Source organism: Marinobacter changyiensis (assembly GCF_009193265.1).
Classification (GTDB): domain Bacteria; phylum Pseudomonadota; class Gammaproteobacteria; order Pseudomonadales; family Oleiphilaceae; genus Marinobacter; species Marinobacter changyiensis.
Map to the genome: position 1 here is coordinate 15,783 of NZ_VZZZ01000006.1, position 12,619 is coordinate 28,401.

At 52.3% G+C, this 12,619-nt stretch carries 10 protein-coding genes and 1 pseudogene; 7 read left to right on the forward strand and 4 right to left on the reverse strand.

All coding sequences use genetic code 11. The features are described from left to right. The first annotated feature begins 220 nt into the window (after positions 1-220). From F6Y09_RS15815 to F6Y09_RS15850, 7 genes and pseudogenes are all read left to right on the forward strand, one after another. Positions 221-1,039: a TIGR04255 family protein gene (locus F6Y09_RS15815; RefSeq protein WP_152207919.1), complete on the forward strand. Its 819-nt coding sequence runs from the start codon at positions 221-223 to the stop codon at positions 1,037-1,039. Continuing rightward, entirely contained in the window at positions 1,036-1,662 is a 627-nt protein-coding gene (locus tag F6Y09_RS15820; RefSeq protein WP_152207920.1) for a helix-turn-helix domain-containing protein, read from the forward strand. The genes F6Y09_RS15815 and F6Y09_RS15820 overlap by 4 nt, the downstream gene beginning before the upstream one ends. Positions 1,663-1,679: 17 nt before the next feature. Then, a complete protein-coding gene (locus F6Y09_RS15825; protein ID WP_152207921.1) occupies positions 1,680-2,495 on the forward strand; it encodes a hypothetical protein in 816 nt (271 codons plus the stop codon). A 256-nt stretch (positions 2,496-2,751) separates the two neighbouring features. Then, positions 2,752-4,968, forward strand: coding sequence for a hypothetical protein (locus F6Y09_RS15830; protein WP_152207922.1), 2,217 nt, complete (start codon positions 2,752-2,754; stop codon positions 4,966-4,968). A gap of 125 nt (positions 4,969-5,093) precedes the next feature. Continuing rightward, positions 5,094-6,071: a viperin family antiviral radical SAM protein gene (locus tag F6Y09_RS15835; protein WP_152207923.1), complete on the forward strand. Its 978-nt coding sequence runs from the start codon at positions 5,094-5,096 to the stop codon at positions 6,069-6,071. After that, on the forward strand, positions 6,058-6,267 hold the full coding sequence (locus F6Y09_RS20875) for a type II toxin-antitoxin system HicA family toxin (RefSeq protein ID WP_152207924.1): 210 nt from the start codon (positions 6,058-6,060) through the stop codon (positions 6,265-6,267). The genes F6Y09_RS15835 and F6Y09_RS20875 overlap by 14 nt, the downstream gene beginning before the upstream one ends. A gap of 1,369 nt (positions 6,268-7,636) precedes the next feature. Continuing rightward, a pseudogene (locus F6Y09_RS15850) lies at positions 7,637-8,077 on the forward strand (IS30 family transposase); the annotation flags it as partial. 47 nt (positions 8,078-8,124) lie between these two features. Here the strand turns inward: F6Y09_RS15850 and F6Y09_RS15855 are convergent. The 4 genes from F6Y09_RS15855 to F6Y09_RS15870 all read right to left on the reverse strand — a co-directional run bounded on the left by F6Y09_RS15855 (position 8,125) and on the right by F6Y09_RS15870 (position 12,586). Continuing rightward, positions 8,125-9,069, reverse strand: coding sequence for an NADPH:quinone oxidoreductase family protein (locus tag F6Y09_RS15855; RefSeq protein ID WP_179959443.1), 945 nt, complete (start codon positions 9,067-9,069; stop codon positions 8,125-8,127). Positions 9,070-9,141: 72 nt separating this feature from the next. Continuing rightward, the gene (locus F6Y09_RS15860) at positions 9,142-9,864 is read right to left on the reverse strand and encodes an ABC transporter ATP-binding protein (RefSeq protein ID WP_152207927.1); all 723 of its coding nucleotides are present in this window, start codon (positions 9,862-9,864) and stop codon (positions 9,142-9,144) included. After that, positions 9,861-11,627, reverse strand: coding sequence for a branched-chain amino acid ABC transporter ATP-binding protein/permease (locus F6Y09_RS15865; protein ID WP_152207928.1), 1,767 nt, complete (start codon positions 11,625-11,627; stop codon positions 9,861-9,863). The genes F6Y09_RS15860 and F6Y09_RS15865 overlap by 4 nt, the downstream gene beginning before the upstream one ends. An 11-nt stretch (positions 11,628-11,638) precedes the next feature. Continuing rightward, a complete protein-coding gene (locus tag F6Y09_RS15870; RefSeq protein WP_152207929.1) occupies positions 11,639-12,586 on the reverse strand; it encodes an ABC transporter permease subunit in 948 nt (315 codons plus the stop codon). Positions 12,587-12,619 lie beyond the last annotated feature (33 nt).

The window sequence follows — 12,619 nt, forward strand, 5'->3', positions numbered from 1 at the left end:
TCAAGCATAACGTAAGCTCAGCCGCTCTGCTTGCCGTCATGGCTGAAGGCGGCGCTCTTCTTTTGGGTTGATCTCTGGGACCTGGCAGCTCCCGCCCGAAGTCGTAACGATTAGCCATGCCAGACCACCTTTCGGATAGCGGACGGTTCACCGAGTTAATTTGTAAAGTGGGAACAGCTACCTTACACTTTACACGAACTCGACAAATGGACCCGCAGGCATGCCGACTCAGAACTCAGCAGGCAAGCTCAAATATGCTCCTCTGGTACTGACTCTTGCGTCAGTTCAGATCCAGCCTGTGAAGAACATGGAAAAGTACATTCCTGAAATTCAAGACGAACTGAGGGATGAGTATCCTGAAATCGTCGCACGGAAAGTACAAAAGAGAAGTTATAGTGACGACGCCCCTCCCGAAATAACCTATGAAATCGACAGTTGGCAAATGGCTACTGCCAAGCGCGACTGGGTTGTCGTCATCGGACGAAATAATGTGACTATGGCGACAAGCGCGAATTACGAACGATTTTCCATTTTTGCTGAGAGATTCAGCGACATGTTGGAAAAGGTGTCACGAATTGTCCGCTTAAAGAGCTATCGCAGGTTCGGACTACGTCAAATAGATAACATCAGCCCATTTGGGGGGCATGGCATTGACGAACTTGTCGACAGCAGATTTCAACCTCCAAAAGAACTTGATGATTTTACTAGCGACTTTAGCCAAACCGAAGTCCACTACCGGACCGAAATAGGACGGCTCGTGCTAAGAGCTTTATATTCCTATAAGGAAAGCTCTATCCCTTCTGTTCCGGAAAGCCTTCAACCCCTACTGATGAGCCTTCTGTCACCAATAGAGCAAAAAAAAGTTGGAGAGGTTGTTCTACTGGACATCGACCACTTTGTTGAATACGGTGAATTGAAGGAACTCGACCTCGAAGACATGAAGGAACAACTTCAGATGCTTCATTTAGGCGCCAGAGATCTATTCTTTAATGCCGTTACCCCTGATGCTCGCAGGCTATGGAAAGGTGAGGAAGTATGACTGCTTTTGCAGCAATTGGACCAGAAGCGGCCCCAGCAACCATGCATCCGGAACCCGTCAGGGATCAATCTGAGTACGCAATCGTAGGTGCCCCACCGGCGCACTACGCAACAATGGACGACCGCCTAATTCCGGTTTGGGAAGGGTTCACAGGAAACCTGGCCACACGCGCCCGAATTGTGCCTTTCGAATCAGATGCAGCCAGACACAACCGCTTTGTTCACGACATCCAGACCCTGCGTGAGAAATTTGGCTTGAGCAAACTACAAACGTCGAAATTGCTGCTTGTTTCCCGTCAAACAATTTATGATTGGGAAGCGAAAACCCCGCGTCAAATTCGACCAGAGCATGAGCAACGACTTGCGGTGCTTACTCGGGCGCTTGGACATTTCGACGGAGACTCTACTCATCACTTAGGCAAGCTCCTTAAGCAAAAAGCAGATCCTACGATCCAAGCCCTATGGAACACTCTTACTGACGCCACCCCCTCGGAAGATGAATTAAATACTGTCGTAAAAACAGTCTCCCGCAAAATGAAAATGGCTGAAAAAGCACGGCGCCTGAGTGAAAACACCCAGGTTTCCAGTCAGCATCACGAGATCGACCCCCTTATTCATGGCTAGGAGTTCTCCGCAGCGCTATGAACACCAGAGCAGCCATTAAAAGGAAGGGGTGGACCCAAGGGGCGTGTTTCACTACCAGAGACCTACCCGATCCATCAGTGCTCCCAGATTGCTATCAAGACGACGAGTTCATTTTTATTGTCGTGACTCACGCCTGTACGGTTGTCTATGAAAACTTTGAAGAAGAACCCTATATTGAAGTTCTTGCCGCACGACGCATAGATAATCCCGTTGGCATAGATACCAACCTTAAAAACACTCGGCGCCTATCAACCACACTCTTTATATCAGAAGAGGAAAACCCGATACATTTATTTGCCCGAGACCGGTTCTTCCTCCCTAGAAGGCTGCTACTTGAGTTTGAAAGCAACCCTGTAATTCACATCCCACCTGGGCGGTTAACAACCATAAAAAATTGGCTAGTGCTTCGTTTTACAAATCTCGCGCTCCCCGACTCATTCAACGACCGCGTAGACGGGCGCCCCATGGAAAAACTGCGAAAGCTCCTCAGCAAAAATCCTGGTCACGCCTGCGAAAATTTATACTTGAAGCTCAACTACTGGGATGAACTTGATGAGCATTCGGATTACAGCCTAGCCGTGTTAATCGTGTACTCTGAAGAGATCTATGCTGAGCAAGAAGAAGACATAGAAATTTGTGCTGAACGCATGAATAACATACTGGACGACATACCAGGCATCAATCTTGAGTCATGTGATGTCCTCACGGATGACGCCGTCACACTTAAAATGCTCCGTATGGGTTGGAAACGATGGAGCTTGTTTGACCAAGTATCCGTTAAAAAAGACACTCCCGCAAAATTTGAGCCTTGAGGGCGCTTCGAATGAGGAGTTCCGCGGCGCGGGCCTCCTGATACTCTCTAGAGCAGAGATGCACCGGCTAACCTGTATTTGACTCGTAACGAAAACGCCTCTAGTCTATTCCAACGCTTATCTGCGGTCGGCTACCGAGCTTGATGCTCACTTTTCCGCTCCCCTCTGCTGCACGGGAGGTTTCAACTGCAGGCCAGATGTATGTCTGGTGCGTGATCCCTATTGTGAAACCTCATCCTACAGAGAGGAGAAAACCATGTGCAGGATTGATGCGCCCTACGGCGATCGCTCCCTTGATGAAAAATCCGACCCAACTGAACGCTTTATTCAGGCGCTAGATGAGCGCGAAATCGACGGTAATTTCCGGGCGTTGCTTGTTAAACATTTTTGCGAAAACTGGTGGCGCGTGTTTGGGCGCGTGTCTGCCTTGGAAGATGACCTAGATACTGTTCAGCAGGAAACCTCCGACGCGGAGAAGGGAACGTCATTCCTTCGCTCCACTTCGTTGGCAGGAAAGCTGAATATCGAATTACTGGAAAGACACCCCTTCGTGCCCCAGCACATCCGTGTGGCCGATCGTGATTCTGCAGTGTACGAGTTTGCGCAAGATGTGGCGCAGACGTACTTTTCAGATTCGCCCTACGCACTGTATGGCGCCCTCACGAACTCTGGCGCAACGGCTACCTTACCACCGTCCTTCGATTGGTTTGTAACGGCACTTTTCGGCGAAGAATTCTGCTTCTCCCGCTCACTGTTCGACGACTCTGCGCTCATCGCGGAAGGAGAAATAACAAGAAACGACATGCTCTGGGGATTCTTCGACACTCTGTCCCGTCATGACGATGGCAACCAGAATGAGCTGGCGGGCATATGTGAAACCCAAATCAGGAACCTGATTTCCGTTGCCTCGCTGCAGTTTCATGAAGGCCCGCCAACCCTCGCTTCACACAAGTTCCTGCAGGGAATCAGGCTCCTAAAAGCGTGGGTCGCATCCGATGCCGCAGCCGGCAGATTGAGCAGTGTAAATGAGGGAGTGTTCGATAAACTGGATTTCGAGCGGTCGAAACTCTGTTCGAGGATACGCTTGATAGGTTCATCGAATTGCGCTCTACGAGAGCAGTCGGACGCCGCCACCGCTTGGATAGATAAAGTCAAGATCAAACTTGAGGAGACATTCTACATCCACGTGGATCTGGCGGCGGCTGATGCCACTCAGGTTGAACGGTGGGCTTCACAACTGAACACCTGCTTTCAGTCTCTCAGCTTTCGTGACCCTGACATCCTGAAGCAATCTCCGGAGGAACGAGACGCCACTGAGAGCGAATACCTAAAGCTTCTCTGCTCACAACTCACTGACCACCAGATCGAGGCCTGGATTCAGTGGTCAATCCGAAGAGATATTGAGTCAGTATTGTCACAATCCGGCGGGCTGCTCCCCAGCAGGGAATTCCCTGGTGACAAAAGCAGGAAGTGGTGGGCTTCGGAATATCCGGCCCTCTGGAAAGCTAGATTCGAAGAAGAGCTCAACAGCCGAGATATCGAGACTAAACTGACAATCCTCTCAGGTGCTTTATGCCGCTTACCTCATGAGGCCGCTGCTCGTGAATACCTGGCGTGGTGGGACGGGCTGCTCGAAGGCCTGATTCACGACCCCGAGTTCCCGCCTTCTCTAATCCCTCAGTGGGCGATTATTGCCGCTGATAGATTGGATAAAGAGTTAGTGACCCCCTACATCGATAAAAGCCTAGGGTTGCTTCGTGGTGAACTGTCGAGTGGGGCTCAGCCTTACCATCACAATCAGCTTGAGGAGTTGTTGAAAAAACTGTCCTTTTTCAAACCTTCGAAAGCACTGCGGCATCGCCTCATGCTAATGCGTTCGTCAAACATCCCACTTTCTGACGAGTCGGTTTCTCCCTTCAACTCAGTGAACAGAGAGAAAACTATTAGCTGGTACTGCCCTCTGAAGGACGTTGCTAGGGATCGGCTTTCTAAAACCCTGCACTTGAGGCGTCCGCAGAGCCGTGAAGAAAGCGAGCAGGCCGAATTGGCGTGCTACGAGTCTTTTGCACTCGAATTGGTCGAATTCTGCCTGAGCCGCCTTCGTCTCCGGAAAGGAGAAAAGCCCAATAATGGCAAGTACGATGCTACCCAGGTAACCGAACCATCACCCACCTGGCGCCAGGGATATTTGAAAGCACTACTGGAACTCGGCCTTGATCCAAGCGGGAAGGCCCACAAAACGGTCCACTTCACCAAACAGTTCGACCCTGATGAAAGTGTCCGAGCGATTGCCAAAGAGTGTTACCGGGCTGTCCGCCGAGAAGCCAAAAAGAACCGAAGCATCCAGGATTTCAAACGTGGACTGATTGCCGCTGAATGGTGGTTGTTGATGAGTCAACGGCTCGAACTCAATCTCGATGTGAACCACGAGGAGGCACTCAAGACCCGGCGCAACTCGTTGCGCAATCCGTAATAAACCGAAAACCTGAACCCAAATCGAAGTGGTGTACTGGAGCCTGATGCTCCTCCCCTGACGCCCGCGTCCGCCATGTAAAAACTTCACGGTCCGTTAAACGGATTCCGTCAAGGAGTATACGCATGCATACGAACGCCCTTATTTTTCCAACAAACTCAGCGGCGAAACCTCCCGCCAAGATATCCGCGGTAAATGAGCTCACCATAAACTGGCACGTTACGGAAGCCTGCAACTATCGCTGCCAGTATTGCTACGCAAAGTGGAAGGACTATCCCAATCCACGAGAGTTGTTTCATGATCGCGGCCGCACCCGCGATCTGCTGATCGAGTTATTCCGTTACTTTCAACCCACGAACACCAGCAATCCTTTACGTGAAGAGCTCTCTTGGAAAGCACTCCGCCTGAATCTCGCCGGCGGCGAACCTTCGATCCTTGGTGATCGTTTGTTGGAAATTGTTCAAGTAGCCCGGGAAGTCGGATTTCAGCTTTCCATTATCAGCAATGGCTCACGACTGACGCGTTCCATGATCAAGGAACTAGCGCCGCATTTGACATGCCTCGGCATCAGCCTGGATTCAGCAGATCCGACCACGAACATGGAGATTGGCCGAGCCCTTAAAAGTGGGAAACTGCTCGACCTTCAAGAGCTGACAGCCAATGTGCATCTGGCTCGCAAGATCAACCCGCTACTCACAGTAAAAATCAATACTGTCGTGAACCTCCTGAATGCCGGAGAGGATCTGAGCGGTCTGATTCAAGAGATCCGCCCCCAGCGCTGGAAGATCCTGCGCATGCTTCCGATTATTGACGCCTCGTTAGCGATAAGCGACGAGGAGTTTGCCGCCTTTGTTCAAAAGCATCGCGCTTTCCAGTCGGTTCAATGTGTCGAGGACAATCAGGATATGTGCGAGTCCTACCTTATGGTCGACCCATTCGGACGCTTCTTCCAAAATCACCCCTCATTAACCGGCGGATACCAATACAGCAAACCCATTCTATCCGTTGGTGCCGGCACCGCATTCTCCGAAATGGCATTTAATTCGACCAGCTTTCAATCCCGCTATACAGGTGAGCTGGGAGAAAGTCATGAAGAGGTTTAGTTCGAACAAAGACTGGAACGTCGTCATCAGACGTCTCGTCAAGCTCGGGTGGAGGTATCGACGCGGTGGTAAGCACGGTCGACTAACCCACCCCGACTGCTCTCGAACACTCATCATTCCAGTTTCACCGAGTGACCACCGGAGTTTGCAGAACTTCATGCGAACGGTCAGGTCGACTCGGGTTACGCAGGCATAGGCAAGAACTGCATTTAACAAAAAGCTCGCTGGACCTCATTTTGGAGGAGGTCCAGCGGCAGCTTGCGATCGAGGTCTTATCAATGGATCAACTCGCTGAGAGTACTGACGCAACCCAATTCATTGAGAGTCAATCTCGACTCCCAGCTTCTTTCCGGCCGTTTTCAGCCCTGTAATGCTAATAAAATTAAGGGGCTATTAGCCCACTATTGTTATTTCCTTCTAACCAAAAGCTGCACATCCGATTTCACCGATGTCCGGATTTCGGACACGCATTTCCTAACAGTTGCGGACTTATATCCAACGCGTAAAATCAGCGCATTCATGATCAAAAGCGTGCTTAGGGCAACGATCAAAGTCCGGTTTCCGGACACTGAATCCTTATCAGCCTTGTGCCCAAAGTCGTCGTTAATCGGTCATAATATTGATATATCGGATTTTTTTAGCGTTCATATTTTTGGATTAAGTAATTGAACATACAGGTTTTCGCCGATTACGACCGTTTACCACCGGGGAGAGAGGGTGCCCTCCGGAGGCAGAGGTCAGAGGTTCGAATCCTCTCGGGCGCACCATATTCCACAAAAAAGCCCACTTTCATAGTGGGCTTTTTTGTGGAACTCTTGTTTGCTCGAGGGCAGATACAGAACCTCCGGTTCGACAAACTGCGCCAGCAGTTTGGGCGCCGCAGCAAAGCGAAGGCGGGGCAAAGCCCCGAAGATCGCCCCCAAGGCGATCTGAGTCCATCCTCTTTTCGCAGCCCCCTTAATCAGACCATATCGGAGCACGGTCCTTTTTTATTGGCCGTGTCCAAATTGTGCCCTGAAAGTGCCCATGTTTTTCAGGTTTATGATTAGCTGACAAACAAAATGACCTTTAGCCGTATTCGGCATCCTCTCGTTTAACTCAAAAAATACTGCCCCGTCGCCACCCACAACTGGCAAACTCTCTACACTATTGATCAGGAGACGCTTTAAAACATCCAAAAGAAATGAAAGCTCTGAGGTAGCATGCATGGGCAGCGAAAAGGTCACGCTTGAAAAAAGGTGGGGATTTATTTATACCTACATATCTCCGCTCTCAGAGATGTCGACAACCGAATACCTAACAACAGATGAGTTTGCTGATCGAATTCGCTATGACGCGCGAACCTACGGGAGCGATTAAAGGATTCCGTTCTGATAGAGAGGATCCACTACATTCGTCCTTTTGGGGGGACGAAAAATCCTATACATGTGGGAGCCAATCGAGCGCGACATGGGAACACAGTGGGCAATCAAACGCTTGTAATTCCAATGGCTAACGTAGGACGTATGAATGGGTAGTATCCGAGTGCGTGAATCTACGCAAAAACTGTTCTTCGATTTTCACTACAAGGAGACCTCATATGTGGTTCGGCTAATAGCATTATCGCCACTGTCGTTGAGCGCCAGACACGGTTCACCGTTTTGGTGAAAGTGGATGGTAAGGAAACAAAAGCTGTTGTTAATGCTCTAGCTCAGTAGATGGGCAAGTTGCCAAACTTGCTCCAACAGAGCCTGACCTGGGACCGAGGAACAGAAATGATGGGCCATCGCGCATTTACAGTGGCAACCAAGATGACCGTGTACTTTTGTGACCCCCAGAGCCCGTGGCAGTGTGGAACCAACGAAAATACCAATGGGCTTCTGCGGCAGTACTTTCCCAAGGGCAGCGGACTCTCAGATTATTCTCAAACTGACCTAGATCGTTTTGCCGCGAAACTTAACCATCGGCCCAGAAAAACTCTGGGCTTTTGCAGTCCAGCGGATAAGCTGACCGAGGTGTTGTCGTGACCGGTTGAATGCGTCCCCGTTGTTTTAAGGGAGGATTACCAATCAGCCTACTCCTTTAGTGTCAAGACCTCTTTGCCGAGAACCTTGCGCGCAATCACTTGCTCAGCAGCTTGCTCAAATTCCGAGAGGGAAAATCTGGCGGTGACGATAGCTTCGAGATCGGCAGTCGGTATCTCAAGAAGGATTTGCTCAAGCGCTTGCATCACGCCAGCACCCGAAATCTCTAGATAGTGTTCGAGGGGCGAACCCAAAATTGCGATATTCTTGAGCAGGACATAGTTTGCCCGCATTTCGGGAATGCGCCCAGAGGTGAAACCGATCACAACAAGGCGCCCTTCGGGCCGCAGAACACGCAAGCTGGCGTCGAACACATCACCGCCAACTACATCCGCAACGACGTCGACCCCGTCGAAGCCCTCGTCGCTCAGCGCTAATCGCAGGCCATCGCGGAGGTCGTCAATAAGATCAGAGCGGATGACCACTTCGGCTCCGTGTCTCCGGGCGAACGCCGCCTTTTGTTCGGACGATACCAACGCAATTGGTATAGCGCCACGCAGCCGACAGAGCTGCAGCAACGCAGTGCCGACCCCACCAGCCGCACCGGTGACCAAGACATGTTCGCCAGGCTGCAAGCGGGCCCGAATGTCGAGCGCCACATGCGCCGTAGCAAAAATGGTCCCCGAAGCCGCACCACCCGCAAAACTCAAGGCATTGGGAAGGCGCGCCGCTCGGTTGGCGGCCACCACGACCCGATCGGCGAAGGCGCCGTGCGGGGTTTGGACTGCAACACGATCGCCCGCGCTAAGACGGGTGACTTCCGCCCCACATTCACGCACCACACCCGCAGCATCGCGCCCTGCGATAAATGGCACCTGAGGTCGGGTCTGATACTTCCCTTCAATAAGCAAAAGGTCAGGAAAGTTCAACGATGCCGCCTCTACATCAACTAGGATGTCGCAAGGTCCGACTGGTGACAATTCGATGTTACCCATCTCAACATTTCTCCAGTCACCAAACGCCTTCACCAAAAGCCCGCACGCGTTCATATTACCTGCTTCCTTATGTTAGCCAAGATAACTTTCAACCAACGCCTTGTCCCGGCGCAACTCAGAGGCAGTACCGGAAAGCGCGATTTCACCGTTCCGCAGAACGTGAGCATTGTCGGCAACGGACAGCGCGGCCATGGCCACCTGCTCGACTAAAAGAACCGCGAGCCCCTCGTCAGCAAGTTGACGCAACGCGTTGAGAATAGTCTTGACGATTTGCGGCGCGAGACCGAGCGAGGGCTCGTCAAGCATAAGGAGTTTGGGTCGCATCATCAGGGCCCGAGAGACAGCAAGCATCTGCTGCTCGCCGCCGGAAAGGGAACCAGCAGCTAGATCTTTTCGCTCCCGCAGTACCGGAAAGCGGGAGTACTCCCGTTCCAGGTTCTCGACGAGGGTCTCGGAATCAACGATCTCCGAGCGTTCGGCTCCGATGATCAAGTTGTCGAGCACGCTTAGTGTTGGGACAATCTGTCGGCCCTGCGGAACGTGGATAAGTCCGCGACGAGCCAAGCGATGCGCTTCAACTGCAGTAGTGGGTGCACCATCAAACTGAACCAGGCCTACGCTCGGCTTCAGGAGGTTGGAAATCACCCGTAGAAGAGTCGTCTTGCCAGCGCCATTGGCGCCAATGACGGTTACCAACTCACCAGATGAAACCGACAGTGAGACGCCATGTAGAATATTGATCACACCGATGGAGGCGTCAATCGCGTCCACCTGTAGAAGCGGTGTTGAACTCATGTCGTCTCCTCTTCCACTCCTAGGTAAGCTTCGATTACTTTTGGGTTAGCTCTAACTTCGGCCGGATCGCCATCGGCGATCACCAGGCCATAGTCGAGCACAGTAATGTGATCCGATATACGCATAACGAAGTCCATATTGTGCTCCACCAAAAGCACGGTTATCCCTAACTCGCGCAGCTTCAGAATCGCCTCCCCGATCTCCTTCACCTCATGGGTATTGATCCCGGCAACCGGCTCGTCGAGCAACATCACCTTTGGTTGTTGGGCGACGGCGCGGGCCAACTCCACCAGCTTGCGGTGACCGTAGGACAAATCAGCGGGATAGTGACCGGCAAGTTCTTCGATGCCCAAGAACTGTAAAATCGACATCGCTTGCCCGCGTGCAATGCGCTCGTGGTTCGTATCGACCAGCCAGCGCCAGAAGCCGCCGGCGCGGGGGACATTACGTTCCATTCCAAGAAGCACATTGTCGAGCACCGGAAGACTTCCGATTAACTGAAGATTTTGGAATGTCCGTGCAAGGCCAAGTCGCGCCCGTTTGTGCGCCGGGAGCTTAGTGAGATACGTCTCACCAAGACGAATCCGCCCGCTGTCGGCGCCGTAAAGCCCTGCAATCACGTTAATCACTGTTGACTTGCCCGCGCCGTTCGGTCCGATCAGGGCGTGGATCGTGCCGGGTGCGACAGACAGGTTGACGTTCTGAGCGGCAAGGATGCCGGAATAAGACTTGGATATAGCCTCTATTGACAGGCCGACGGATTCGCGGCGTCGATTTTGGGAAAACACCTCTTCCAGGGGCGCAGCCGCGGGGGAACTTGGAACTGCCATGAGCGCGCGACTCAGAATCGACGGCATAAGCTTGCGGACGAGGCCTATCGCGCCCTCAGGGAAACCCAAGAGGACGAACAGGAGGATACCACCGTAGATCATCAGACTAACATCATGTAACGAGGCCGTTCCTTCATCGATCGCCAACAAGATGAGCGTGCCAAGCACAGGACCGTAGCTTCGCCCCAGACCACCGATCACGACTGCCACCAGCAGGGCGATCGACAGCTGGATGGAAAAGGCGTCGCTGCTGATAAAGCCGTTCTGATGGGCGAAAAATGTTCCCGCCAAGCCCGTCAGAACGGCACTGAGAACAAACACCCCAGTACGCCAGATTGGCACATTCAAGCCGACCGTCTGAGCGAAACTCTCACTATCCTTAATGGCTAGCAGACTACGACCCCACCGAGAAGAAAAAACGTAATCGCTCCCAATTTGGACGAACAACCATGTGAAACCAGCCACCCAGAAGAAATAGATCGGACCCATACGGAAATTACCGAAGTCGAGAGTCGGCACGCCCATGAGCCCCATCGTGCCACCGGTCAGGTCCACCCAACGCTGGCTCAGGATCTCGACGATAAAGCCGAAGGCAAGCGTTGCCATGGCAAGGTAGAGCCCACGCGTTCTCAAGGCCACTAACCCTACGAGCGTGCCAGCTATTCCTGACACTATCAGTGCGAACGGGATCGCTGCATAGAGCGGCCAGCCGTAGTTGGTAGCGAGAATGGCGCTGGCATAAGCGCCCACCGCATAAAAGCCCGCCTGTCCGAGCGACATTTGTCCCGACAGGCCAAGCAGAATATTCAGCCCAATAACCGCGATCGAAGTAAAAGCAACGGTTTGAGCCAGATAGATGTAAAAGGTGTTCTCAACAACCAATGGAAAAACGCCGATCGCGATTGCCATCAATATGTAAACGTAACGCTTCATCCGAATCTCCCTTAGCGGACGTCGGCCTGTGCCTCGCTGAACAACCCGCTGGGCCGAAAAACGAGGAAGACGAGGACGAAGATTAGCGGATAAAGGTCACCAAAGGCGGAGTCGTAATAGTTGGAAAAGGCCTCTGCCACACCGAACAATACGCCTCCAATCAAGATACCGAGCGGATTCGAAAAGCCGCCAATCGCCGCAACCGCAAGCGCCTTGATCGTGAACATCAGTCCGATGTGGGGGTGAATAGTGATCAAAGGGCCAACCAGTATTCCCGAGATGCCGGCGAGCAGCGACGCCAATACAAAGACGAGGACCACCGTGCGCCGAACGTTGATACCCAGGAGCATCGCTGCCTCTGGATTGAAGGCGACGGTATAAACGGCGCGACCCCAACGGGTGCGAAATAACATATAGTAAAAGAAAGCAACCACCACCGCGGCGAAACCGATGACGAGAATTTCCTCGACAAACATGTTGATCCCAGCGATCTCGATGACGTTATCCCGTCCTTCTGAGAAAAGTGGCGGCGAGTAATGAGACGACTTCCCCCAGACCAACTCAGCAATGTTTTGCAGGATGAGTGCAACACCTGCCGTCGTCAAAATCCAAGAGTAGGTGCTCCCCCCACTTATGCCAAACCGATCCAGCGGGCGAATGACCAACCGCTCGAGACCCCACCCTAGCAGGCCCAAAGCAATAAGCACCAACAGAGCTGCGAGCAGCACTGGAATCCCCGCGATGATGAGCGACATGGAGAGAAAAGCCCCGACCATAAGGAAATCCCCCTGGCCGAAGTTCAGCTTGTGCGTGGCAAGATGCGCAATGAAAAGGCCCTTGGCCGTGAGTGTATAGATTGCCCCCATAGCCAACCCGCTAACCAAAATCTGAAGATATGTATCTAGCATCTGCGCCCACGCTAATCGATTCATTGACAGGGAAGTCGATAGGGCCCCCATCGGGCGAACCCGATGCAGGGCCGATCAGCCGAA

What these genes read in the sequence shown, in the direction of transcription:
- F6Y09_RS15815 (WP_152207919.1), top strand. Translation starts at nt 221, where the DNA reads ATGCCGACTCAGAACTCAGCAGGCAAGCTCAAATATGCTCCTCTGGTA.
- F6Y09_RS15820 (WP_152207920.1), top strand. Translation starts at nt 1,036, where the DNA reads ATGACTGCTTTTGCAGCAATTGGACCAGAAGCGGCCCCAGCAACCATG.
- F6Y09_RS15825 (WP_152207921.1), top strand. Translation starts at nt 1,680, where the DNA reads ATGAACACCAGAGCAGCCATTAAAAGGAAGGGGTGGACCCAAGGGGCG.
- F6Y09_RS15830 (WP_152207922.1), top strand. Translation starts at nt 2,752, where the DNA reads ATGTGCAGGATTGATGCGCCCTACGGCGATCGCTCCCTTGATGAAAAA.
- F6Y09_RS15835 (WP_152207923.1), top strand. Translation starts at nt 5,094, where the DNA reads ATGCATACGAACGCCCTTATTTTTCCAACAAACTCAGCGGCGAAACCT.
- F6Y09_RS20875 (WP_152207924.1), top strand. Translation starts at nt 6,058, where the DNA reads ATGAAGAGGTTTAGTTCGAACAAAGACTGGAACGTCGTCATCAGACGT.
- F6Y09_RS15855 (WP_179959443.1), bottom strand. Translation starts at nt 9,069, where the DNA reads ATGGGTAACATCGAATTGTCACCAGTCGGACCTTGCGACATCCTAGTT.
- F6Y09_RS15860 (WP_152207927.1), bottom strand. Translation starts at nt 9,864, where the DNA reads ATGAGTTCAACACCGCTTCTACAGGTGGACGCGATTGACGCCTCCATC.
- F6Y09_RS15865 (WP_152207928.1), bottom strand. Translation starts at nt 11,627, where the DNA reads ATGAAGCGTTACGTTTACATATTGATGGCAATCGCGATCGGCGTTTTT.
- F6Y09_RS15870 (WP_152207929.1), bottom strand. Translation starts at nt 12,586, where the DNA reads ATGGGGGCCCTATCGACTTCCCTGTCAATGAATCGATTAGCGTGGGCG.